Origin of the sequence: Ruminococcus flavefaciens ND2009 (assembly GCF_000621785.1) — a bacterium.
Classification (GTDB): Bacteria; Bacillota; Clostridia; order Oscillospirales; family Ruminococcaceae; genus Ruminococcus; species Ruminococcus flavefaciens_C.
The window spans coordinates 43,553-67,506 of record NZ_JHXI01000007.1 but is presented as its reverse complement, the minus strand read 5'-3'; the positions used below and the strand labels follow the sequence as shown (position 1 = coordinate 67,506).

The 23,954-nt window shown below is 45.5% G+C and carries 21 protein-coding genes and 1 tRNA gene; 3 read left to right on the top strand and 19 right to left on the bottom strand.

Features of this window, described 5'->3' with window-relative positions; genetic code table 11:
• Positions 1–41 precede the first annotated feature (41 nt).
• The 19 genes from T488_RS0100315 to glgB all read right to left on the bottom strand — a co-directional run bounded on the left by T488_RS0100315 (position 42) and on the right by glgB (position 19,851).
• On the bottom strand, positions 42–1,019 hold the full coding sequence (locus tag T488_RS0100315) for a hypothetical protein (protein WP_028519070.1): 978 nt from the start codon (positions 1,017–1,019) through the stop codon (positions 42–44).
• A 112-nt stretch (positions 1,020–1,131) separates the two neighbouring features.
• Positions 1,132–1,497, bottom strand: a complete 366-nt coding sequence (locus T488_RS16530) for a SpoVG family protein (protein WP_051536058.1) — start codon at positions 1,495–1,497, stop codon at positions 1,132–1,134.
• A 19-nt stretch (positions 1,498–1,516) separates the two neighbouring features.
• On the bottom strand, positions 1,517–2,899 hold the full coding sequence (locus T488_RS18455) for a DUF3849 domain-containing protein (protein ID WP_051536054.1): 1,383 nt from the start codon (positions 2,897–2,899) through the stop codon (positions 1,517–1,519).
• 1 nt (position 2,900) lies between these two features.
• A complete protein-coding gene (locus T488_RS0100300; RefSeq protein ID WP_028519069.1) occupies positions 2,901–3,167 on the bottom strand; it encodes a hypothetical protein in 267 nt (88 codons plus the stop codon).
• Complete coding sequence (locus T488_RS0100295) at positions 3,164–4,207, bottom strand: DNA adenine methylase (RefSeq protein ID WP_037296617.1); 1,044 nt, start codon at positions 4,205–4,207, stop codon at positions 3,164–3,166. The genes T488_RS0100300 and T488_RS0100295 overlap by 4 nt, the downstream gene beginning before the upstream one ends.
• Before the next feature lie 18 nt (positions 4,208–4,225).
• Entirely contained in the window at positions 4,226–5,221 is a 996-nt protein-coding gene (locus T488_RS20275) for a pentapeptide repeat-containing protein (protein ID WP_082320381.1), read from the bottom strand.
• 1 nt (position 5,222) lies between these two features.
• Positions 5,223–6,338 (bottom strand): LPD28 domain-containing protein, encoded by a 1,116-nt coding sequence (locus tag T488_RS18450; protein ID WP_051536051.1) that lies wholly within the window; start codon positions 6,336–6,338, stop codon positions 5,223–5,225.
• Complete coding sequence (locus T488_RS0100280) at positions 6,331–7,110, bottom strand: phage antirepressor KilAC domain-containing protein (protein ID WP_028519066.1); 780 nt, start codon at positions 7,108–7,110, stop codon at positions 6,331–6,333. The genes T488_RS18450 and T488_RS0100280 overlap by 8 nt, the downstream gene beginning before the upstream one ends.
• Entirely contained in the window at positions 7,103–8,380 is a 1,278-nt protein-coding gene (dcm, locus tag T488_RS0100275) for a DNA (cytosine-5-)-methyltransferase (protein ID WP_028519065.1), read from the bottom strand. Before dcm ends, T488_RS0100280 begins: the two co-directional genes overlap by 8 nt.
• A 207-nt stretch (positions 8,381–8,587) precedes the next feature.
• Entirely contained in the window at positions 8,588–8,833 is a 246-nt protein-coding gene (locus T488_RS0100270; RefSeq protein WP_028519064.1) for a hypothetical protein, read from the bottom strand.
• A gap of 53 nt (positions 8,834–8,886) precedes the next feature.
• Positions 8,887–9,438 carry a DUF4314 domain-containing protein gene (locus T488_RS19115; RefSeq protein WP_082320379.1) on the bottom strand — a complete coding sequence of 184 codons (552 nt, stop codon included), beginning with the start codon at positions 9,436–9,438 and terminating at the stop codon, positions 8,887–8,889.
• 9 nt (positions 9,439–9,447) lie between these two features.
• A complete protein-coding gene (locus tag T488_RS19475) occupies positions 9,448–9,951 on the bottom strand; it encodes a hypothetical protein (protein ID WP_028519063.1) in 504 nt (167 codons plus the stop codon).
• A complete protein-coding gene (locus T488_RS0100255; protein ID WP_028519062.1) occupies positions 9,938–10,084 on the bottom strand; it encodes a hypothetical protein in 147 nt (48 codons plus the stop codon). Before T488_RS0100255 ends, T488_RS19475 begins: the two co-directional genes overlap by 14 nt.
• A complete protein-coding gene (locus T488_RS18445) occupies positions 10,081–11,268 on the bottom strand; it encodes a DUF6329 domain-containing protein (protein WP_051536049.1) in 1,188 nt (395 codons plus the stop codon). Before T488_RS18445 ends, T488_RS0100255 begins: the two co-directional genes overlap by 4 nt.
• A gap of 10 nt (positions 11,269–11,278) precedes the next feature.
• Positions 11,279–12,355 (bottom strand): DUF6329 domain-containing protein, encoded by a 1,077-nt coding sequence (locus T488_RS18440; RefSeq protein ID WP_051536047.1) that lies wholly within the window; start codon positions 12,353–12,355, stop codon positions 11,279–11,281.
• A gap of 655 nt (positions 12,356–13,010) precedes the next feature.
• Positions 13,011–14,588 carry an NEAT domain-containing protein gene (locus tag T488_RS19750; protein WP_196243244.1) on the bottom strand — a complete coding sequence of 526 codons (1,578 nt, stop codon included), beginning with the start codon at positions 14,586–14,588 and terminating at the stop codon, positions 13,011–13,013.
• A gap of 1,589 nt (positions 14,589–16,177) precedes the next feature.
• The gene (locus T488_RS0100225) at positions 16,178–16,717 is read right to left on the bottom strand and encodes a hypothetical protein (protein ID WP_155267124.1); all 540 of its coding nucleotides are present in this window, start codon (positions 16,715–16,717) and stop codon (positions 16,178–16,180) included.
• Positions 16,718–17,867: 1,150 nt separating this feature from the next.
• Positions 17,868–17,956, bottom strand: a tRNA-Ser gene (locus T488_RS0100220).
• An 86-nt stretch (positions 17,957–18,042) separates the two neighbouring features.
• Positions 18,043–19,851, bottom strand: coding sequence for a 1,4-alpha-glucan branching protein GlgB (gene glgB, locus T488_RS0100215; RefSeq protein WP_028519059.1), 1,809 nt, complete (start codon positions 19,849–19,851; stop codon positions 18,043–18,045).
• 245 nt (positions 19,852–20,096) lie between these two features.
• Here glgB and aroC point away from each other — a divergent pair, with 245 nt between their 5' ends.
• The 3 genes from aroC to T488_RS0100200 all read left to right on the top strand — a co-directional run bounded on the left by aroC (position 20,097) and on the right by T488_RS0100200 (position 23,884).
• Positions 20,097–21,185 carry a chorismate synthase gene (gene aroC, locus T488_RS0100210; protein WP_028519058.1) on the top strand — a complete coding sequence of 363 codons (1,089 nt, stop codon included), beginning with the start codon at positions 20,097–20,099 and terminating at the stop codon, positions 21,183–21,185.
• 19 nt (positions 21,186–21,204) lie between these two features.
• Positions 21,205–22,233: a 3-deoxy-7-phosphoheptulonate synthase gene (locus T488_RS0100205; protein ID WP_028519057.1), complete on the top strand. Its 1,029-nt coding sequence runs from the start codon at positions 21,205–21,207 to the stop codon at positions 22,231–22,233.
• A 235-nt stretch (positions 22,234–22,468) separates the two neighbouring features.
• Positions 22,469–23,884, top strand: a complete 1,416-nt coding sequence (locus tag T488_RS0100200) for a family 16 glycosylhydrolase (protein WP_028519056.1) — start codon at positions 22,469–22,471, stop codon at positions 23,882–23,884.
• The last annotated feature ends 70 nt before the right edge of the window (positions 23,885–23,954 follow it).

Below are 23,954 nucleotides of genomic sequence, written 5' to 3'. Positions count from 1 at the left end.
AAATAGAAATGGGAGCTGATGTTATCAGCTCCCTGCGTTTTTTATTGATACCATTCGTTTGCAATCGTTACATTTATCCTGTTGTCATAGATATCTGTGACTATATCCAGACCGTCAGGATAGGTTATTACTGAACCATCGTCAGCTATACCTCCTTCTGCAAATGTGTTCGGTGATCCCACAATGTCGCCCATAGGCTCCATATAGTACCATTTACCGTCAAGTTTGATTATATTGGCTACATGACCATACCAATCGTATTTTGATGATCTGGCTATATAGCATTCCAGTCCTGCACCTTGTGCCATGAAGTATGCGTTTATAGCATAATTTATGCAGTTCACACCGCCCATGCTCTCGGCTTCATTACATATCGCTACAGCTTTGCCGTAGTCGGTACCGTCATGGCTCAGATTTTTTCCCTTTTCGTACAGCCAGTCATAATCTATGTCATAGCCGTCGATGAAGGTCTGCATCTGGTCATTGAGCCTGTCATAGTCAAGCACCTGCTGTTTTGGTGCAGGCGGTTCGGTCTGCTTGGGCGGCTGAGTCACTACTGGCACAGCAGTAGTGACCACCGGAGGAGATGTGCGTGTAGTTGTCGTAGTCTTATTCTCTTTAACCACAGGAGCTGTCGTTACTTTCTGAGGCGAAGTCTGAACTGCTGTTGTAGTTTTGCTTTCGGACTTCTTAACCTCTGAAGCACTATTATCCTGTGAGCTTTGGGATTGTTTGTTTCCCTTGTTAGGCTGAATATCTGTATTTGCGGCTGCTGTGGTTGTCTCTGCGGCAGTCTTATCAGTTACCGACTGTGAGCTATTCTTCATTGCGGTCTCATTCGTAACTGTTACTGCCGAAGTAGTCATTATAGTCGCATCTGAGGCTGTTGTTACCGCTGTGTCTTCCGAATTCTGACTAACCGTCGTGGTTTCCTCTGCGACATACGGCTTATCTTCCGAAATACGACCACAGCCTGTGAGTATAGCGGATATGAGCATGATAGAGATGATCTTTTTCACAGTTTCCACCTTCTTTCAGCTTCCACTATACCACACCACATTTCAAAAATCCATACCTAAGTTGATTTTTCTACTTTTTCACCTATACGCACCGACCGATTTCCGACAATGTTCACATAGACATTTCGGGTTCAGGCTCGTCAAGTTCCTCACCTTCGTCTTCATCTTCGGGCAGATCCTGTATCTCGATACCTTCGTCCTGAGTCTGAGAAAGTGCCTCGTCGTACTTGTCGAGTACAGCCTGAGTCAGAGCCTCACGTGATCCCTTGGTAATGGGGTGAAAAGTATCACGATACTTTGTCTCGCCGCTGCTGTTGGTGTAAGATGTAGAAGGCATAGAGACGAAGAGTCCCTTTTCGCCTTCACACACCTTAACGCCGTGTACAGCAAAGTAACCGTCCAGCGTTACGCTGGCGAATGCCTTGATAGATGAATCAGGCTTGTCAATGATCTTAGTGATCTTTGCGTTTACTTTCATAATTCTTCTCCTTTCAGCATTAAAAGCTTATCATTGTCATTCCGATGTCTTCCTCGGGCGATATCTCTACCACCGACTGTGGAAACATCTGTATATACTTATCTACCTGCTCGTCGGTCAGAGTGCAGGAGTCACGCTCTCCTTCGTCATTGTAACCGTCGCCGCAGATAAAGCAAGTACCGTGAATAAGGGTATTGCCTATAACTCTGTTTGGGGCAGAGTCGTTGAGCAGGAATTCTTCATTGCAGAAACAAAGTGCATCTCCGTTTTCCTCGAAGTATACAGGCTCAATAAGACCGCCGACTATGCTCTGCATTGCATGGATATCCTTGCGTATCTCAGCCTTGTATGGCTCTCTGTCATTTTCAAGAATGACCACCTTCATGAGGTCTTCATGATCTGTCTGAGATACATCGAAGTCATCAAGTCTCTTGAATCCAAAGCTGTCAACATAGTAGAAGCCACTGTCTTTACCTTCACAAATCTCGATAACATCGCTGACAGACATTGTATGGCCATAGAAACCGAGTGGTGAGTTACCGGTATTACACTGCATATATAGCTCTCCAAGATCATGAGCATAGGCAATGCCTCCGTAGACCTGCTGATAAATGCCCGGATCTATGCCACCTTTGCTCATTGCAAAGTCGAAGTCCCTGAATTCAAGATCCTTCATATCCTTTTCGGCATTGATCTGATAGATACGGATCTTCATTTTAGGAGCGGATATTGCTTCAAGGCGCTTTGATGCCCATTCAGGAAGTTTTTCCTTGTCTGCAATACCAATGAAGTCACCTCTGGAGAAGTGAGACTTCTCTCCGTCGGCAATGAAGGTACCGAATACCTTTCTGCCTATACTGTTCGGATCACAGCCGAAGCCGTTCTCAGCATAGAAATACTGGAATGCAGGCTTTCTGGACTGATCGTTGAGTATCTCTGGACGGAGAATAAGGAGCTTATTGGTATAGTCCTCTTTGTAGCTTTCCTTGAGGCATTCCTCAGAAGACAGAAGTCCCAGAGCCTCATATTCAGCTCTTACACTGTCGATAAAGCCGTTAAGTACAGCCGGATGTGACTGTACCGCATACTCATCGAACTCGTATTTATCAAGATGTGACGGGATAATTGTGCGAGCCCAGCCCTTGTTGATGCTCGAGAACCTGCCGTCGAAGCTCTTATTCTTAACTGTTGCCGCAAGTACACACATTGTGCGGTCATATCCGAACTCGTCAAAGATATCCTGCACACAGCTTGTATCAAGATGCATTCCATCGAAATGTGTTCTTATCGCTTCCTCGATAGCCTCCTTGCACTTGATGTTGCACCTCTTGCTCTCACGGTAGTCCGTAAGCTCATTTTCATATCTTGCAGTTTCTGCCGAATACTTATATATTGGCACCATATCACATCATCTCCTCATCGCAGTAATTATAGAGCGGACAATCATCGCAGTTTCCGTAGTTCCTGCATATTGCCTCGATCTCGTCCTCTGTAAGCGGTCTGCCCACGTATTCTTCTTCGTCATCTTCGGGTATAGTTATCGATAAGCAGGCGTTTCCGTTTACGCAGACGAGCTCAACTTCCGCAGGAATACCTTCACTTGTGAAGAGTCCTGTATACGTTGTTTTTCCGTTAGCCATTATAGCCTGTGTTGATATTACTCTTATCATAAGATTATTCTCCCTTCTTCATTAAGGTCATCAAACAGCTCTAAAAATGTGAGCTGTCCGTCACCGTTGTAAAGTTTATAGATATCATAGTTTGCTATGAGAAACTCGTTATAGACAGCTCCGCTGCCTCTGTGCAGTACCATGCTGTGCGGACGTGAAAGCCTCATCTTGTACCATTTGCTCTCACTGTACAGCTCGTCAATAAACGGACACTCGTTATACGAAAGCAAAACATCACTCTTACATTCCAACAATGTATCATGGAGCTCTATATGCTTTGCATCTCCGAAGAGCGGTACTCCGTTATATAACGCTTCTGCCATGTAGTACGGCGGATCGCAATAAACGAAAGTGCTTGGATCATCATGGAGCTTTATGAGTTCAATGCAGTCCTTGTTTTCTACAGTTATTCCCTGCATCATTCGACTTGCCTCATTGATAAGTCTGACCATACTTTCTCGGTTGACTGCCTTACAAGCCCAGCTTGTTCCTGTTGCGGAATAGCTGCATTTCATAAGGTAGAAGAAAAGTACAGCGTCTATAAGCTCGGGATCGTTCTCACGTTCCTTATACAACCTCCAAGCATCCAATACTATTGACCATGCGTGTTCTTTTTCAGCAAGACTTGCGGCTTTTAGCTGTATTTTGAGGTTAGCGTCGAACAGCTTTTCCCATGTATCGCCCTTGTGGAAAACATTGCTGCAAGCGTTGAAGCTGTCTCTTGAATTTATAAAAAAGGTACGCTCAAAGTTTTCATTGAGCGTACCGTCTGAGTTATATGCACCTGTCAGCTTGTCTATGAGTTCCTCGGATCGTGATTTGAGGATCCTCATAAAGTTTGCAAGGTGCGGATTGTAGTCATTGTATATCTGTAAAGGTGCGTACCTCCCTGAAAGCGAAACCGAGCCTCCGCCGCCGAAAACATCGAGAAATTTGTTTTTTCTCTCAGGTATTATCCGCTTAATTACGGGAAGAAGAATCGTTTTACCGCCGATCCACGGTATCGGAGGTTCGCACCCTGTGGTCAAAATGCCTCGCATTATACTCCTTTCCGGAGGTCAGTTCATAGTTACCTCCATTTCTTCGTCCTCGTTTTCTTCCATATCGTCATCAACTGACGTAATATTGACATATTCTCCGATAATGCAGAGAGCCTTATTGTAGTCGCCCGATGATGTGATGCGTTCACACATTTCCTTTGCCTGGTCAGCCATGCCGTTCCTCTTGAGAGTTTTTGAAGCTATTCCCATGAGGTTAAAAATGTTTGAATCTTCGCCGATAAGCGGACAGTCGGGCTTTTTCTGCTCCTGTGCAGGCTGTTCCTCAATAAAACCGCCAAGCCTGTTGGGGACATAGTCTGAGAGCCATGTGCCGCCGAACTGCTCATGAGTCTGCAAACGCCACGTTGCCAGCTTACCGATGTCAAGCTCAACATCATCAAATGGGAACATGATATTTGTATGACCTTCGTTCTCAAAAACATAGAGCCTGTCGAACGGTGATCTCAGGATATCTGTATCGATAAGTGCTGAGTTAATACCGTCAGCCCATTCCTGAAGATCTCCGCCGCAGCCCTGAAGGATAATTCCTTCCTTGTCTTTCATCTTCCGCAGGTCTTCCAGAGATACCCTTATGACCTCTGCTTCGGGGAGCTCATAGCAGTTCTGCATACTCATGCCGTCAGTCTCACATTTATCGAATGCGATATTTCTCAGCGAACTATGGGTAAAAACAGCAGATTTAAGGTCGCACTTGTCGAATGCAACATTCCTGAATGCTGCTTCCTCTGCTGTGAACATATTACAGTCACAGCCGCTGAACTTCACATTATTAAGCTCGGCGAAGCACATACCTGTATCTGTCATATCACAGAGCTTGAATTCGCAGTTTCTGAACGCAGCACTGTTGAACTGTTTCCCCTTAAATGATAATCTCTCAAAAGAGCAGTTCTCGAAGACGGCATGTATACCGCCGTCCTCGTCCTCGATGAACTTATTATGCAGTATGCAGATGTTATCGAGCTCTTCCTGCGTTACTTTTCTTTTCTCGTCCATATCACACCTCCTGCATTCCCATGCTCAGTTCCTCGGTCTGCCCGGGATCATAATCCCTGAACATATACAGGGACATAGTTTCACCGAGGAAGTTAGGACTACTGTCCTCGTCAAGCACAATATATCCCTTATTCTTGAGATCAATGGGTTCCTTCGTAACGATAGAACCTGCATGATTTACTGAAACATTTTTTTCAATAGCAAAGAATTCTCCGTCATCGTTATGGCGCAGATGATAGCAGTACATTCCCTTCGGGATATTTGCATCGGTTATGCGGTCATTTGTAAAGAGAGCCGTATGTCCAGCTACCTCGATGAGTTCATACTCATCATCATACTCGATGTTGATATATTCAGTTTCAGTGGCATTAAGGTAAAGAGAATAGTCTTCCTCGAGGCTCGCATCCATTACTTTTGCCGCAAATTCAAGGCAGTCCTTCTGGCTCTCGGGGAAGTATTCTTCTATGCGTTTGCCGTCGTAATAGACGTAGCGTCCGCAGTTATTGCCGATATCCTCGTCAGCCCATTCATGCTCGAACTTTATATCTGGATACATTTCTGACAGCTTCTGCATTATGGGGTGAGGAGCTGCCCATGCAGTAAGGAATTTCAGCTTACCGTCTTCCATTTCGACTCCGTTGTCGTAGCCATAAGCATTCCATTTTGTTCCCCAATTACCGACAGCCCAATCGTACCACGTTGAGGCTCCGTACTGTATGAGGTTGGAGACGTATTTCTCGCCTTTATCTACAAGATACTTAACGCTCTCACGATACTTGTTCTCAGCTAAGTTTATTGCTTCGTTCTCAGGCATGAGAATATCTATCTTCTGCGATAAGACAGGCAGCTTCTTGAGCATTTTACGGAATTCGGCGGCATCTTTCTTCTTGACACCTTCAAATTCTTCGTTTATGGGATTTATAGCGGAAATGTATACCGCAATTGCACTGTCCTCGATGGATCCGCTTGTCATATGCAGAGATTCGGGCATAGGCAGTATCTTATTAAAATCCACCGATCCTATGCCAACCTCATCGTTCTTGATCTGTTCAAGCATAGCTTTTATACGGCTCTCATCACCTGACAGGGTGATTACACTTGTTACATGATTAGGCATTTATAACACCTCCATACTCTCTCATCAGCCTTGAAAGGATGTACTGCTGACCCTTGCCTGTAACAAAGGTCTGCTGATACGTTCTTTTCTGACCATTGGTCTCGTATACAGACTCCTTTACACGGAAGTATCCGTTTTCAATGTACTCCTGGTACGGAATGTTTCCTCCCATGAGGATTCCATGTGACCTCATCCATGCAAACAGCCTGTTGCGTCCGATGCGGATACCGTGATCAGCACAGAGCTTAGCCATGCGATTAACATCGATGACATTAGTGCTGTCACCAACATGGTCTGCGAACTTCACCTTCGGCTCGTCCTTACGGATACGCTCATTGAGCTGATTGATGACTCTGCACTGTATCCTGAAGAGCTGCTTTATAGGTTCATCTGCAAAGGGGAGATATGTCTCAACGAACACATCCTCATTTGCAACATAGCCGCCGGTCTTTCTGATTGTCGGGAGTATCTCTGCTGTTACCCAACGCTTGAACTTCTTGGCTGTGGGGAGTTTGCTTGAAAGGACAAGGCTATATAGGCCTGATTCGTTGATAACAGTCATTCCTCTGTTGGAAATTTTAAAAGTCGGAAAATCCGACTTTTGAATTATTCGCTTATCTTCGGCATCTACGTGCGCTTGAAGTGCATCTCTGTCATTACTGTAACCAAGTATTACAGCTACATCCTTTCCAACAAGCCAAGGCTCGCCGTCGATGCATACTGTTCTTACCGAGCCGAACTCGGGATTGTTAAAAATCATCATTTCATTCATTCTCATATTCCTCCATATCAATTTCCTTTATGAATTTCGCCAGAGCTTCTATGACGTTTACTGTCACAGCGTTTCCGGCTTGCTTGTATAGCTGTGCATTTGACATTCCTGTCGCTTTGACCTTATTGAACTGCTCATCTGTAAATCCCTGCAATCGCCAGCATTCAAGGGGCATCAGCTTTCTGATTAGTCCGTTATACATAACGCCGTTCCTGTCGGTTACGGTTATAGTGAACATCGGCTCGTCCGGATTTTTGAAACGTCTTCCTTGCTGCCGTACCTTCTCTTTGGCAGGAGTGAGCACAGGTATCGGCTTGTCCATGAAGAGAGCCGCTGATTTTTCGCCTTTATGATGTCCGATGCCGTTATCCTGTCTTGCAGTTATACACCTTGCAAGGTCGGTGATCTGAGGCTCGGGATTCATATCGATACATTTTACTGAATAGAAGCCCTGTGTTGCCGACGGAGTTACCGTATGGGCTATGTCATGTCCGACACGTCCTCTGCGGCTGTTCATGTCCGCATATGCCAGGTCGATACTATCTCCGGGAACGGCTATCTGATAACCTGACTTTGTAAGGGACTTTATCGGAAGACCAAGTATCTCATACAGCCCAGACTTACCGCCGAAACCGCCTGCAGTTCCGGTCAGCGTTATGCTCAGTCCTTCGGGAGAGTAGACTCTGCATCCTTCTTTTCCGGGTATGCGCTGGATAAGAGTTTTTGGATTTGCTTCTGTGAAAGACAGTATTCTTCCGGCACACTTGGTTCTAAGAAATCCGATAATGAACACTCTTTTTCTGGCTTGAGCGACTCCAAAATTCGCGCTGTTAAGCACCTGCCATGCGACATCGTACCCCAGTTCATCCAGCGCAGAGAGGATGGTCGCAAATGTCCTGCCTTCGTCATGTGATAGCAGTCCGGGTACGTTTTCAAGCAGCAGATAGCGAGGTCTTTTAACGGCAGCGATCCGAGCAATTTCAAAGAACATGGTTCCTCGGGCGTCTTCAAAGCCTCTCCGTTTTCCTGCGATTGAAAAGCTCTGACAAGGAAATCCTCCGCAAATAAGGTCGATATCCGGCAAGTCTTCCGGGACGATTTTTGTTGCGTCATCGTAGTAAACCTCCTTTGATGTGTCGTAAAGCGCTTCATACGCCTGTTTTGCGAATTTGTCTATCTCGCAGTAACCGACACACTCAAAGCCGCCGACTCGTTCAAGGCCTGAGCGGAAACCGCCGATACCTGCGAACATATCTAAATATCGTATCACAATTCTTCTTCACCTTCCTCTTTCTTTCGATTCCTTTTCTCTGGTAGCTTTCGTAGTTCAATAGACTCACACCTTTCATCAAAAAATTACAGCCGCCTGCATTTTTGCAGACAGCTGTATGTAACGAAAAAAGGCCACTGGTAGTTGTCCTGTTACGGACTCACCACCAGTGGCCTTTAATTATATTTATAATAGTATTCGGTTGTATTACTCGGCAGGAGAGATGAAACTCTCTATTACAGCCATTATCTCATCGAGACGTTTTTCGCCGATACCGTTGATCTTGCCGATCTCTTCACGAAGGCTCTCGAACTCGATAGCACCATGCTCGACGCTCTTGGCTCCTTGATTATAGATGTTAGTCAGCACCTGCTGCATCTGGTCTCGGTTCATAGCCTTGATTTCCTTATACATCGCTCTTGTGAGCTCAACAGTATTCTGTTCTTTTTCCATTTGATTTTCCTCTTTCTGTTTTTACTGCGAGCTCTATTATACCATACCTGCGGTCATAAGTCAATCGACATTCCCTGAGATTCGTCCTCATCCTGAGCTATATCCTCATTATTCAAGCCAAGGTAGCTCTTGATACCAGCCGCAACAGCTTCATCCGACAGGTCTGTGATCTCAACACCTTCTGCAAGACAGAAACTATCGATTTCATTCGTGCAGTCGCTGTCACTGAACACCTGACAGTAGTATCCTTCGCAGAGCATCTCGTTGCCATTATCATCAACTCTTGGGATAGAATTATCGTAACAGGTGGAGACATAAACGTCACCGTATCGACTGCTGTGTTTCTCTGTCAGTTCTTTTTTAGCTTCTGATACAGCAGGCTGAACCACATGAAAACTGTCAACGCCGGGGATAACGGAAAGAGAACTGCCGTTGCTCCATCTCGTCATGACCTGTCCGGCGTCATCCACTCCAACAACTTCTCCAATAGTTCCGGGAGGGATAGGTCGTGGATCATCAGACATATAGTCACAGCATATCTTCGTTCCTTTCGGGTACTGCTGTCTCAGTCGCTCAACCTGTTCTCTTGACGGAAATCCTTTCACCTGAACACCTCACATATCCATAGACATTCCCTCGTCCTCAGATTCTTCCGGATCTTCAGATTCGTCGAGGTCTTCATCTTCGTCCTCATCCTCCGATTCTTCGTCTTCCTCAGACAGGTCCTCGCCTTCGTCCTCATCGAGGGCTTCATCCTCGTCTTCGTCAGGCTCATCCTCTGACTGCTGTTTTTCAGCCATTGCCTGCTGTTCCTCATAGTCACGGTCGAGCTCATCCTGGATAAGACCGAGTACGAACTGCTTCTGTGTCATGTGATGCCTGTCCAGATAATCCTTTATCTGCTGGAACAAGTCCTCCGGCACCTGAAACGCCATTGTACGCATATTTCCCATATATTTTTCCTCCTTGATAGTTGTCTTCGGGTGGAGCTCGTCATCAAGTGCTTTTGATACGAACTCCGCCATTGTCATACCGTTTGCTTCGATGTACTGCCTGACCTGAGCGTGCAGGTCGGCATCGATCTTTACTGTTATGCCTTTTTTCTCAGTTTCCGACATCTTCGCTACTCCTTTCTAAGAGCTTCTTCATAGCTCTTTCTGTAAGTTCGTCTGCGGTTATTACTTCTTTTTCCGCAGCTTTCTCGATAGCTTCTGAAAACTGCGGAGGTATATTGATCTCTACTTTACTCACATACTCATCTCCATATCCTGTGTATTATCGCTTAAATATTCGTCCTCGGGTACAAGAGCCCATGATTCATCGTCCGACCAGAAGCTGATATTGATCTCTCCGCACTCTGTTCTCATGTACTTCTGCTCCAGCGATTCGCCCCAGCCGTCACTCAACTGACCGACGCAGTAGTCTGTGAACTTTGCCATCGACTCATCAGACAACTCACCAATGATCTTTGCAGTTATGACACCTGTGAGTTCGCCGTTTATTACCTCTACTGTACAGTGTGCTGACTGGACTTTTTCGGCTATCTCATCATCGGGACCTTCGGGATGATACCAATGCATAAGACCTCTCTCATGTTCAGCAGGAAGGTCATTTTCATAAATAAATGCGTTAATATCATCAGCATACCCAGCCATATCCGCATTATCAAGAATGCAGTTATCCCTCGGATAATCATAAATATGCTGATATATTTCTATAGGACAGCAGAGCCTTAGCTCATTGATATGAGTGGAGCGATGCTGCTCATATATTATCTTTGCCTGCGGAACATACTGAGCGTATCGGGCATAGTCACTGCCCTCGGACTCTACAACAATTCCATCGCCGAAGTCCCTGTCGTAAATGAGAAGGCAGTGATACATATTATATTTACTGTCAAAGTACATGATATCCTTGTTTTCAGCTATCAACGGTTCGTCCCTGAGAGGAGCTTTTGTTATAGCCTCAAACTTCCTGTGGCTGACGGGGATAGCCTTTTCGATGATACAGCCCTTGACCGCAAGTTCGTTCGGCTTTCTTTCAAGGCTCGTATTCAGCACCAGTTTATCTGAAAACTCCATAAATCGGTCTGCAAACAGCTTTTTGATGTCATTTATACATCTGACATCACTATTGAATATAGTTTGGTAGATGTAGTCCTGATCTGAGCACTTGCATATTACAGTACACAAATTATTGAGTTCTGCTATCGTATCGTTGTCACAAAGTCTTTCAAGGATAGCAAAGCCCATATTAGTATCTGAGTTCAGCTCAATGACATACGGTTTGCCTTTACTGTTTACTTTCAGCTTCTCGGGCGGTTCATATCCGAGCTCCTGTAACAGATCCGACAGATTATCGGCATTCATAGGCAGTTCAACAGCAATGACCTTATTTAAAGGCTCTTTCTTATGGTGTATAGTGAAATCTATCATACCGATCGCCTCACATTCTCATGCCTACATCCTCTGACGGCAACTCTGGAGCCGCCTTTACTTCTTCCTCAGTCATAAGCTCCCATGCACCGCAGGTGTCATAGAAGCTGACGTAGATATCTCCCTCAGAAGTATGGATATCACGCTGCTCGAAGCCTTCGCCCCAACCGTCACTTGCCTGTCCGGAGAGTTCGTGTAACAGCTCGTCATACTCATAGCTATCAAGTTCTCCGCATATCTGGCAGGTAAATACTCCCATGAGCCTGTCGCCGACCTTCTCAACGGAGGGGAATATGGAGTAGACCTTATCTGCGAAACGTTTTCTGTCTCCGAGATATGCCATAATTCCACGTTTTTCTTCCTCATCACACTGATATGCCTCAATAGCACTGCTGATCTCGCTTTCGTACTCAAGCACCTCGAAATCTGAGAGTTCCTCTGTGTCCTCGAAGAATTCATCTTCATCCTCATCAAATGAAGGCTTGATCTCTCGCTGAACTTTAAGGGGACAGTAGAACTTCAGCTCTGTGAGCTTCTCAGCCTCAACATGGATATCCGGCTGAAAGTCTACGCCAATATCCGTATTCTTAGCCATAGAGATGTCATCCCTCTGAGTGAGCTGCTGTATGATAGCATTTTTGACAAGGCTATCGACCTCGTCCATATCGATCATATCAGCTGATGTGAAGTCTGTTTTTCCGGTATGAGCAAGTTCAGCGATCTTTTCGACCGTATCCTTGATCATATCGTGCAGTTTCAGTTCGGGTTCGGAAGTCTGGTACCTTTCGTAGATTGACTTAGCGTCAGGTACGAACATGGAAAGGCGAGGATAATCAAAGCCTTCCGCTTCGATGAGCAATCCATCATCACTGTATTCGTCAAGCAGCATTATGCAGTGATAGGCATTCTTGTCCTCGTACATAAGGTCCCTGGCAGCAGTTATCGCTTCATGCTCCTGATACGGGTTGGATTTCAGCCTTTCAAAGTCGGAATGAGGAAGGAATACCCATTTCTCGACCTCACAGCGTTTGGTGTTGTGATCGGAAGCCTTGTGTATCAGCTTACCATTCATGTAAAATTTGTTCATCTGTTTTCCTCCTGTTACATAATTATTCCATAGACAGCAGGCGTGATCTGCTTTCTATGTATCTGCCACAGGAGGCTCAAAAATCGTTCACAGCGGCTGTAGTTGCTTTCGGTGGTGTAGTTTCTCGACCTGCCACCGATGCCGTCAGAAACGGCTCACAAATCGCTGATAGGTTTACTATCAGATGGCTTTCGGAGAAACAAAAAAGGACTTGATTCCAGTGTTTTCACATTTCGTGAAAAACACTAAAACCGAGTCCGAAACTTTGTATACTATTTTTTACCAACAAAATAGAGATTCGCCTGTATTTCGACCTTTGGAGGGGACTGAATTCGCACTTTTGAGAGTTCAAATCCAGCCAGAGACCTAAAATGCCCCAATGTCATCTATGAAAATCGAAGTAAATTTTACGAGATTTGGGTAGCAAAAAAGCCCGATATTTCGGGCTTTTTTGGGCGTACCATCAATTTTGTTATGCCAATATGAAAGGAACAGACAGTATTTTTAACACCATCTGTTCCTGATTGCAAATAGTTCAGTTTAATCAGAGAATAGGTGTTTCGTTAGGATCACTTGTAGTGATAACATCCTCATTCTCAAACTCGATGATCTCAGTCTCCGGAGTGATATATTTTTCCTTCATTTTTATGCCTCCTTATGCATTATAGTTTTCAGCAGCCTGACTGTAGAAGTACAATGCCTTCATGAGAGACTGGAGCTTCTCGTCGGATGACTTTGAAAGTGCTTTGTAGATGTATGCGTAAGGACCTGTCTTAACGGACAGCTCACCTTCGCCTGACTTATTAGCAATTTCGATGGCTGAACGCTCATCTATATCTCTGGAAGTGATATCAGGGATAGTAACATAATACTTATTGCCTGATTCAACAGGAGTAAGTTCAGTGCTGCCGATCTTGAATGTATAATCGCTGATCTTTGCTCCATCTTCAAGAGTGAAGTATGCCTTCAGGTCGATCTTTGTATTAAGTGAGAGAGATGAACCGTAGAAGTTGATACCGTCGTCCTCGTCATCAACTTTTTCACGCTTTGTATTTGCGATTGTTACATCGCCAAGAGTTTTTTCAGCGTCTGTGAGGTCTGCATTTGCAAGGGCTGTCTTGTTATATCCGAAGAACTCCTGAGCATATCCGCCGTAGTTAAGAATAGACTTAACAAGAGCGATCTCCGACTCATTAGTTGAAGAAGCAAGGAGCTTGTCAGCGTACTCCTTAACAGAGCAACTGAATACTTCGCTTGTTTCGCCGTTTGAAAGGATAACCTGTACCTTAACCGGTGCTGTCATTTCCTTAGCGGCAACATTTGCAGAGAACTTATAACCGTTTGCAGTCTTGTCAGCGTCTGCAATTTCGCTGATAACGTACTCCTTAACAGAGCCGTCAGGGAGAGTGAACTTAACCTTAGCACCTGCATCATTAAGAGTCTGTTCGCCAAAGTTAAAGAAGAAGTTAAGTCCGAAATCATCCTTGAGTGAAAGGGTATTACCTGTGTACTCAGCGATCTCTCCAGCCTTTCGAGCTGTAGACCAGTCGATATGCATATTAACGTCCTGATCCTCGCTGCCTGTCATAACAGGAACATAAACATGGAGCGGAACCCACTCAGCGCCAACGCCATCTACAAGCTCGAATTCGAGGTAGTGCGGAGGATTGTCATTGCTGTACTGATCGATAACATCGTACTTTGAAAGCACCTTTGCCTCGGTCTTAGTACCAATGGGAGCGCCTGAAAGTGAGTATGTATAGCCCTTGTCATAGTTCCAGAGTCTTGAAAGGTAACCGAACTTTCCTGAGAAAGCAAGTCCCTTGAACTCTACCTGAACAGTAGCCTTGCCGTCCTTGACATTTACAACGATATCGTGGTTGATAGCAGCATCAGACATAGAAGGATCGACACGGTTGAGCTGAACCATATCAGCATGAACGATATACTTTCCGTCAGGGAGGTTCTTTGTCATGTCGTAGCCTGCTTCAAACTCATCGAGCTTTGCGATAGCTGCTTCGTAAGCCTTAGAAGCGGCAGCGGCATCTTCATACTTAGCTGTGTAGACCTTGTTGGCTTCTGCAAGAGCAGCTTCCAATTTAGCCTCGCCCTTGTTTGCGGCGAATTTAAGCTCGACCTGCTTAATTTTGCGGAGGAGGGCAGATTTGTCATATAATGGAAGATATGAAGATGCTTCTTCAATTGTACCGAGATATAGTGGCTTCGAAATCATTAGATTACAAGTCAAAGTATCCATTTTCATTTCTTCAAAAGGTGTATTAGACATAGCTGCCATTGTTGGAGAACTAACTGCTAATGTATAACCGCCGTATTGATTATAACATTCTCTTTCCAAATGTAATTTTATCGCTTTTATGCAAGGAATCTCGGTTACTCCGTTATATATATCATTATTTCTAATTGAACCATCTTCATTAGTATAGCAGCTCAAGATAGTTTCACTATCAGAATAATATTCTCCATCATCATGTACACCTTTTTCACTCCAAAGGCCGCCGCAAAATGCTGGCGTATTAACATCGAATACATATATAGGGTTAAAATTCATATATGTATCTATACTATCACCAGACTTTACAATAAATGCATCATGATTTAATGCTGAATTTGCCATTGAAGCTTTTGAAGCATCACTATACATAGTTAATTCAGCATCAATGCTATAAATGCCGTCCTCTAATGTTGTAGGGTCTATAGCTTTTATAGGATTAGCAATCATAATTGCAGCACCATTAGCATAGTTAAGAAAATTTTGTTTAAAAGTAAGGATTATTTTTCTATTTTCCTTATCTATTTTTCTTGTTACAATACTACCTTTTGAGGCATTGTTTTTGTATATAGTAATTGATAAATTATCAATGTCAAACTCATTGTTAACTGGTATTTCAACAGTATAAGGAGCAGTAATATTTTTTCGATTATTATCTGCGTCTGTAATATTAAAACTATAATACTCATAGTTACTGCACATATTAGGTATATCAATTAAACCAGGTAAATCTACTTCTGTCCAATTCCAGTTATCATGATTAAATTTGTCAACCGCGAAAATCACATCAGACGATATAACATCAGTGTTAGAAACAAGAGATACACCCGTTAATTCATCAGTTATATTTATATCTTGACGATTTTTGCTTACAAGCAAATTAAAACAAGTTGCATATCTCTGAGATATATAATAGTGGTATATATCAGCACCATTTCCAGCTTCTTCCAAAGAATATGCATTTTCTAAAGAAAAATTGCCAGATAATAGCGTATCAAACTGTGTTTTAAATGCCGAGTAGCTTTCTTCAGTATAATCAGAAGGATTTATATTCTCTCCATAACTAATCAAATTCTTCAAGTCATTATAATATGTATGAGACTTATCAGATATCAAAAATTGTTTTGCACACTCTATCCCTTGTATTAGTTTTTCATAATCATATGAAGTGTATGGATTTGAATACATATCGAGAATATTAGTAACATCATAATCAGAGAGTTTTGCATTATAAGTTGCAAATGAATCTGCTGAGTATTCGTCACTCGATATACTTTTTGCTTCATCTAAAGCTCTTAAATACAACGATTTTGCATTTTCGACAGATTCGATTGATTCTGTCGCACAAACTATGTTATCATTAAAATTGCTTACACAACATACAGAAAGCATAGTTGTGAAAGCAAGAAGTCCAGATAATATTTTTTTACTCAATTTAATTTCTCCTAAAAAAGGAAGCCTCCTGCACTGCATTGCAGGAGGCTTCTATAATAGTTATTTGTTGATAGTGTTTGATTCTCGAATTTCTGTTATTAAGAAAGTCTGAGTTCCAAATCCATCGGGTTTGACATATTTGAGACTGAAGATACAGCCGACATAATGTTACCAAGAGTATCTCCGAAAGTAACAGTTACTTCAACAGATCCATAACCAGAAGCTGGCGAGATATCAGCAGCAGGAATAACTATTCTGCCATATGTATAAGTGCTGTCAGGATTTACAAAGTAATTAGCCGAAGATGTTGTGTTCTCACAACCTGTAATTGTTACATGAGTTTCAAACCAATTCATTACAGTAACACTACCTCTTTTGAGAACAATTGTTACAGTGCCGTCAGAGGCGGTTGATACACTATCAATGCAAGCAGTAGACATACCGTAAGGTGCTTCATTTCCGCTTGTTGAATAAAAAGCGGCATTTGTATAATTGGTGTAATCACGCTGTAACGTAACGATTGAAGTATCATCGTTAGGTACATTGTAATCTGCCGCAGAAGCACTGAGTGCAGATACGCTCATCGTTGCAGCCATAGCGAGGGCTGCGATTGCTGATGTGATTCTCTTCTTTAACATTGTTAAATCCTCCTTAAAAAATTGTCGTTCGTCATTACGGAGCCTTTCCGCACTGACATCTTGTTTGTACCGAAACTCGCCGCTGATCAATTCGGCTTGTCTCATGTATGACCGCTCTGTGCACACCGAGCTGCTAAACCGAGGCTGCTGCCACGGTCCATAGGTGGTTGTTAGTGTTAGTGATGTAAGTATCTGCTAACTGCATAAATTATATATCCCTTCCTGACGTTTGTCAAGGCTTCGACGAATTACAAATTTGTAATCCTAAAATATGTTAGTTTTGTAAAACAAGATTATTTCATCATGGTCTTTGTTCAACACTTTTGGCAATTTTATTAAGTCAAGATATTTTTATCCACTAATTTAGTGCTTGATGAATTACAAATTTGTAATCCGTTCGTACATTTTTTGTTCACAAATTGTTGATAACTAATATTTTTCGTGTGTTTTTGTTGGAGAATATTTTATCCTCTATAAAAAAGCAAACGCAGGGCAACACTCTGAAAAATGTTACCCTGCGACAACTATTATTCAATTAATATAAATAACAAGTGATGCGAACGGCTCCTTGCTTTGACGCGAGTGATCAAACGTCGCACAATTGAAACGAAGATATATCACGCCTTTGAGTATCTTTGTATCATCATTCTCGCCAATGGTATAAGCTGAAGTCTATCTAAAATGGACAGATTACGAATTGACCAGATACGAGCTTGAAGAAGCGGATGAACTTTGCCACTGGGCTCACAAATCGTTCACAGCGGCTTCAATCGCTCTCGGTGGTGCAGCTTCCCGAACTGTCACCGATGCCGTCAAAAACGGCTCACAAATCGCTGATAGGTTTACTATCAGTTGGTTTTCGGGAAAACAAAAAGGACTCGATTCCAGTGTTTTCATATTTCGTGAAAACCACTAAAACCGAGTCCGAAACTTTGTATACTATTTTTGGGCGACAAAATCGAAATTTGCCTGTATTTCGACCTTTGGAGGGGACTGAATCTGCTCTTTTGAGAGTTCAAATCCTTACACATGGCTAAAACAGCCCAATGTCATCTATGAAAATCGAAGTAAAATTTTCGAGATTTGGGTAGCAAAAAAGCCCGATATCTCGGGCTTTTTTGGGCATGTCATCAATTTAGTCATGACGATATGGCGCAGTGGGTGGGATTCGAACCCACGTCCCTCAAGGGGCATCATGATTTCGAGTCATGTCCGTTATGACCACTTCGATACCACTGCATAAAATCACTATAATATTATATCATAATGGCAGTTCAAAATCAATAGGCTGGTAAAAAATTAATATTATAACAAAAAGCGGAGCCTTACAGCTCCGCCTTTTTTGTCCTTGAAAGCAGGAATATCCTGCCGCTGAATGGGGGAATGTCCATGTTCAGCCTGCCATTTGCAAGGGTGAACTCTGCCTTGCCCTCGGGAGTAGTTCCGCTGTAGCGCTGATTGTCGGAGTCCAGAAGGAGCTCCGCACCCCAGTTGCTGCCGATATTGACGGAATAGCCGAACTGATACCAGTCGGAGAAGTTGAGAACTGCAAGTATATCGCCCTCCGCAGCCTTTCTGCGAATGGCATACACGCACCTCTCCGCGGAGTTGCAGTCCTCCCACGCGAAATTGGTAGGGTCATAGTCATAGTGGAGCGCCTTGTGCTCAAGATATATCTTGTTGAGGGCTTTTATGTACTCTCTGAAGGAGTCGTGGAGGGGGTATTTCAGCATATCCCAGTCCTGCTGGCGCTTTTCGTCCCATTCGCGGAGCTGGGCAAACTCGCTTCCCATGAAATTCAGCTTCTTTCCCGGGTGGACCATCATGTACATATACAGAGCCCTTGCCTGGGGGAACTTCTCATTGTACTGACCGTTCATCTTCTGAGCCACAGTTGCCTTGCCGTGGACCACTTCATCGTGAGAGAGGGGGAGTATATACTTCTCGTTGTAGAAATACAGCATAGAGAAGGTGAGCTTGTGATAGTCGCGGGAGCGATACATGGGAGCACTCTGGAAATACTCCAGAGTATCGTGCATCCAGCCCAGGTCCCATTTGTAGTCAAAGCCCAGTCCACCGTCAAATACGGGAGCTGTTACCTTCGGATAGGCAGAGGAGTCCTCTGCGGAAATAATTGCGGAAGGGTGACGGGCTTTGAGCCCGCTGTTCATGTCTTTCAGGAACTGTATGGCAGTTTTGTTCTCGCCGCGGTGCTCGTCGCCGTTCCAGTATATCATATTGCGGACCGCGTCCATGCGCAGACCGTCGAAGTGGTAGACGCTGAGCCAGTAGTCCGCCGCAGACTTTATAAAGGAGCGGACCTCGCCCTTGGAATGGTTGAAGTTGCGGCTGCCCCATTCGTTATAGCCTATGTCGTCCGCAGGATACTCATATAGCCTGGTGCCGTCGAACTCCGTCAGTGCATAATGGTCAACGGCGAAGTGCACGGGGACGAAATCGATGATGACGCCGATGCCGCGGCGGTGGCACTTGTCCACCAGCTCCATGAGCTGAAGGGGAGTTCCGTAGCGTGAGGTGGGAGCGAAGAAGCCCGTGCTCTGATAGCCCCAGGACTCGTCGCAGGGGTGTTCGCTGAGGGGCATGAGCTCTATGTAGTTATAGCCGAACTCGCAGACATAGTCGATGAGCTCATCGGCAATTTCCGAGTAGCTGAACCAGCCCTCCTCGTCCTCATCGGAGCGCCTTTTCCAGGAGCCCAGGTGCACCTCATAGATGTTGAGGGGCTTGTCGCGGCAGTCCGAGCGCTGACTGAGCCAGTCCTCGTCGCCGAACCGGTAGCCCTCAACGCTCCTTATAACGGAGCAGGTGCCGGGGCGGAGCTCCATGCCGAAGCCGTAGGGATCACAGTGGTCGATGAAGTTTCCCTTTGTATCGAAGATACGGTATTTGTAGCGCTGTCCCTCCACAGCCGCGGGGAACGTGAGCTCATAGGACCTTCCGTCATTCACAGCCTTCATGGGGAGCTCCTCCCACTTGCTGAAATCACCGATAACAGAGACCTTTGAGGCATTGGGGGCGTACACTCTGAAAATGGTGCCATTTTCCGTGAGATGAGCACCGAAATACTCGTATGCGGAAAACTCCTCGCCCTTGTAAAATCTCATTATGTCCATAAGCTCACCTCGTCGTTTTTCTTGATTATACCACGATATACCGTTAAAGTCAATGATGTGGAACTGTACAAAAAGAGCTGCCCGGGACTATACAAAATAACTATATACTTTATCGCTTTGAACCTGCAAATCGTTGAATTGCCGTGTTGACATATTCTTATCAAAGTGGTATAATTTAAAGGCAGTCCGAAGTGGGCTTTTTCACGTTATTCGGAACTTTTACACAGACCAGAGGAGATGTATATATGAAAAACACCTTCGGTTCCAGCGTTTCCGTCACCGTTTTCGGCGAGAGCCACGGTGAGGCTATCGGCGCCGTACTGGACGGCATAGCTCCGGGAATTGCTGTAGATGAGGAATTCATCGCGCATCAGATGAAGCTCCGCCAGTCAGTCAGCGCACTGTCCACCGCCCGCCGCGAGGCAGACAAGGTAAGGATAGTCAGCGGAGTTTTCAACGGTAAGACAACAGGTACACCCATAACTTTCATCATAGAAAATCAGGACACAAGAAGCAAGGATTACGGCGAGCTTGCCTATAAAGCCCGTCCCGGTCATGCGGACTTCTCAGCCCAGATGAAATATCACGGCTTTCAGGACTTCCGCGGCGGCGGACACTTCTCGGGCAGGATAACCGCAGGAGTTGTTGCCGCAGGAGCAGTCGCCATCAGCGCTCTCCGCAATAAGGGCATTACCATCGGCACACATATCCTGTCCTGCGGCGGAGTCTATGACCGTCCCTTCGGGGATATGGCAAGGGACATCGCTCAGCTGGGTGATATGGAGTTCGCAGTCCTCGACAGTCAGAAGGCAGAGGAAATGCAGGCAGCCATAACCGCTGCCAAGAATGACGGCGACAGCGTAGGCGGCAGACTTGAGACCGCAGTCATGGGGCTTCCCGCAGGCGTAGGCGAGCCCTGGTTCGACACGGTGGAGAGCCTTCTCGCCCATGCGCTTTTCGGCATACCTGCCGTCAAGGGAGTGGAGTTCGGCGCAGGCTTTGCCGCAGCTGATATGCTTGGAAGTCAGTGCAACGACTGCTTCAGCTCGGTGAACGGCGCTCCCGTATCCGAGACCAACAACAACGGCGGTATACTGGGCGGTATAACCACAGGACTTCCCGTACTCTTCAGAGTTGCCGTAAAGCCCACACCTTCGATTTACAAGGAACAGCAGACAATCGATATAAACACCATGGAAAATACCACTCTTCAGATAAAGGGTCGCCACGACCCTGCTATCGTGCATCGTGCAAGAGTTGTAGTTGACAGCATTACTGCACTTGTGGTCTGTGACCAGCTGGCAATGAGGTTCGGCACAGACTGGCTCAAATGATCCGGAAAGGAAAATTCTTATGGCACTTAATATCATCCGCGAGCTGCCCCACCCTTCGGAGCTGAAGGCTGCTCATCCGCTCTCTCAGGAGCTTATCGACATCAAGGCTGAACGTGACAGGGAAATAAAGAAGATATTCAGCGGAGAGTCCGATAAATTCCTGCTTGTTATCGGTCCCTGCTCTGCGGACAATGAGGACAGCGTCCTCGACTATATCACACGTCTTCGCGGCTTGCAGGAAAAGGTCAGCGACAAGATAATGATGATCCCACGTATCTATACAGGCAAGCCCAGAACTACAGGCGACGGCTATAAGGGAATGCTCCACCAGCCCGACCCCACAGCTATGCCCGACCTCAAGAGCGGTATCATCGCAGTGAGACACCTTCACATGAGAGCCCTTGCGGAGACCGGCTTCAGCTGTGCTGACGAGATGCTCTATCCCGAGAATTACAGCTACCTGGACGATCTGCTGTCCTATATCGCTATCGGAGCCCGTTCCGTTGAGAACCAGCAGCACCGTCTGGTCTCCAGCGGTGTAGATATACCCGTGGGTATGAAGAACCCCACAGGCGGCGATATTTCAGTAATGATGAACTCCATCACCGCTGCCCAGCATCATCATGCCTTCATCTACAGAGGCTGTGAGGTGAGAAGTGACGGCAACCCTTATGCTCACGCTATCCTCCGCGGATATGTAAATGACAGGGGACAGTCCTTCCCCAATTACCACTTCGAGGATCTCTACGGTCTGGCAAAGATCTATGCAGAGAAAGACCTGAAAAATCCCGCCCTTATCGTGGATACCAACCACTCCAACTCGGGCAAGCAGTTTGAGGAGCAGATAAGGATCTCCAAGGAGATACTCCATAGTATGCGCCACAGCGAAGATATAAAGAAGCTCGTGAAGGGACTCATGATAGAGAGCTATATCGTTGACGGCTCCCAGAAGATAGGTGAGAACGTCTATGGCAAGTCCATTACCGATCCCTGTCTGGGCTGGGAGAAGACCGAGCGTCTTGTCCTTGACCTTGCAGACCAGCTCTGATGAAAAAGCTTGATTAAATCATAATTTATATTTGTAGGGGACGGCGAGGGCGCCGTCCCCTACATTATGTTAACGGATTAAATCAGAATAAAACTACATTTCCCTGAGTGCTTTTAAAAAAACTTGTTATATCATCAGATTACTATATTTCTCCGCATTTTGCTATCATTTTTCAGCGTGAAAAGTTATAATAATGCCAAGATAGAATAAAGCCCGTATTCAGGGAGGAGTAAATATGAAAAAATTCAAGGTATTATCTTTTATTGCGGCTGTTTCGATTTTAGCTTCTGCAAGCGGCTGCGGAAACAATAACAAAAGCTCGGTCAGCGAGAGCGCTCCCGAGACCACAGCGGCTGAGACTACTGCCGCAGCTGTTGAGGAGGACGTTCCCGAAATAGAGGGCTATGACCTTCTCTGGAACGACGAATTCAGCGGCAGCGACCTGGACATGGCAAAGTGGAACTACGAGCCCCATGAGCCCGGCTGGACCAACGAGGAGCTCCAGGAGTATACCACCTCCACGGACAATGTTTTCATTCGTGACGGCAAGCTGGTCATCAAGGCTATAAAGACCGAGAACAACGGCAGAGCACACTATACCTCCGGCAAGGTCACAGGTCAGAACAAGACCGATTTCACCTACGGTAAGGTAGTTGTCAGTGCCAAGGTGCCCGAAGGACAGGGACTCTGGCCTGCTATATGGATGATGCCCAAGGACGAGAGCTATTATGGTCAGTGGCCGAAGTGCGGCGAGATAGACATTATGGAGGTTCTTGGAAACGATGTCAGCACCGCTTACGGTACACTTCACTACGGTGAGCCACACGGCGAGCAGCAGGGCACCTGGGGACTGACAGGTCAGACCTACGCAGACAGCTTCCATGAGTATTCCGTAGAGTGGGAGCCCGGCGAGATACGCTGGTATATCGACGGAAACCTCTACAATACCGCCAACGACTGGTTCACAGCCGTACAGGGCGAGGACGACAAGCCTTATCCCGCTCCCTTCGATCAGCCCTTCTTCGTTCAGATGAATCTGGCAGTAGGCGGTGTATGGCCCGGAGATCCCGACGAGACCACAGACTTCGATAAGGCAGAGTTCGAGGTGGACTATGTAAGAGTTTACCAGAAGCCCGAGTACGATACCAATGTCACCAAGCCCGAAAAGACCTACCGCGAGGCGCTTGAGGACGGAAACTTCATCTATAACGGCGACTTCTCAGAGGACGAGGATCTCACCGACGATGTGAACTGGAAATTCCTGCTCTTTAACGGCGGCGAGGGAAGTGCCGAGATAAGGGACAACATGATTGTCATCAGCTCTGAGGCTGAGGGCACGGAGGACTACTCCGTACAGCTGGTGCAGCCCGAGCTTCCCATGATAAAGGGCAAGAAGTACAGAGCCACATTTGACGCCTATGCCGATGAGGAGCGCGATATAGTTGTATGCGTTTCGGCTCCCACAGCAGGCTGGATACGTTATTTACAGGATACAAAGCTTACAGTAACACCCGAAAAACAGACCTTTACCTATGAATTTGAGATGAAGGACAAGGACGACCCCAACGGCAGACTGGAGTTCAACCTTGGACACAGAGGTTCCACAGCAACTGTGTACATCTCAAATGTAAGAGTAGAAGAAATATCTTGACCCCTCTCTTTTTTAGCCGACGTAATGTCGGCTTTTCTTTTTATAAAAAAAGCGGCACCTGCAAAACGTA

What these genes read in the sequence shown, in the direction of transcription:
- T488_RS16530 (WP_051536058.1), bottom strand. Translation starts at nt 1,497, where the DNA reads ATGAAAGTAAACGCAAAGATCACTAAGATCATTGACAAGCCTGATTCA.
- T488_RS18455 (WP_051536054.1), bottom strand. Translation starts at nt 2,899, where the DNA reads ATGGTGCCAATATATAAGTATTCGGCAGAAACTGCAAGATATGAAAAT.
- T488_RS0100300 (WP_028519069.1), bottom strand. Translation starts at nt 3,167, where the DNA reads ATGATAAGAGTAATATCAACACAGGCTATAATGGCTAACGGAAAAACA.
- T488_RS0100295 (WP_037296617.1), bottom strand. Translation starts at nt 4,207, where the DNA reads ATGCGAGGCATTTTGACCACAGGGTGCGAACCTCCGATACCGTGGATC.
- T488_RS20275 (WP_082320381.1), bottom strand. Translation starts at nt 5,221, where the DNA reads ATGGACGAGAAAAGAAAAGTAACGCAGGAAGAGCTCGATAACATCTGC.
- T488_RS18450 (WP_051536051.1), bottom strand. Translation starts at nt 6,338, where the DNA reads ATGCCTAATCATGTAACAAGTGTAATCACCCTGTCAGGTGATGAGAGC.
- T488_RS0100280 (WP_028519066.1), bottom strand. Translation starts at nt 7,110, where the DNA reads ATGAATGAAATGATGATTTTTAACAATCCCGAGTTCGGCTCGGTAAGA.
- T488_RS0100270 (WP_028519064.1), bottom strand. Translation starts at nt 8,833, where the DNA reads ATGGAAAAAGAACAGAATACTGTTGAGCTCACAAGAGCGATGTATAAG.
- T488_RS19475 (WP_028519063.1), bottom strand. Translation starts at nt 9,951, where the DNA reads ATGTCGGAAACTGAGAAAAAAGGCATAACAGTAAAGATCGATGCCGAC.
- T488_RS18445 (WP_051536049.1), bottom strand. Translation starts at nt 11,268, where the DNA reads ATGATAGATTTCACTATACACCATAAGAAAGAGCCTTTAAATAAGGTC.
- T488_RS18440 (WP_051536047.1), bottom strand. Translation starts at nt 12,355, where the DNA reads ATGAACAAATTTTACATGAATGGTAAGCTGATACACAAGGCTTCCGAT.
- T488_RS19750 (WP_196243244.1), bottom strand. Translation starts at nt 14,588, where the DNA reads ATGATTTCGAAGCCACTATATCTCGGTACAATTGAAGAAGCATCTTCA.
- T488_RS0100225 (WP_155267124.1), bottom strand. Translation starts at nt 16,717, where the DNA reads ATGTTAAAGAAGAGAATCACATCAGCAATCGCAGCCCTCGCTATGGCT.
- glgB (WP_028519059.1), bottom strand. Translation starts at nt 19,851, where the DNA reads ATGGACATAATGAGATTTTACAAGGGCGAGGAGTTTTCCGCATACGAG.
- aroC (WP_028519058.1), top strand. Translation starts at nt 20,097, where the DNA reads ATGAAAAACACCTTCGGTTCCAGCGTTTCCGTCACCGTTTTCGGCGAG.
- T488_RS0100205 (WP_028519057.1), top strand. Translation starts at nt 21,205, where the DNA reads ATGGCACTTAATATCATCCGCGAGCTGCCCCACCCTTCGGAGCTGAAG.
- T488_RS0100200 (WP_028519056.1), top strand. Translation starts at nt 22,469, where the DNA reads ATGAAAAAATTCAAGGTATTATCTTTTATTGCGGCTGTTTCGATTTTA.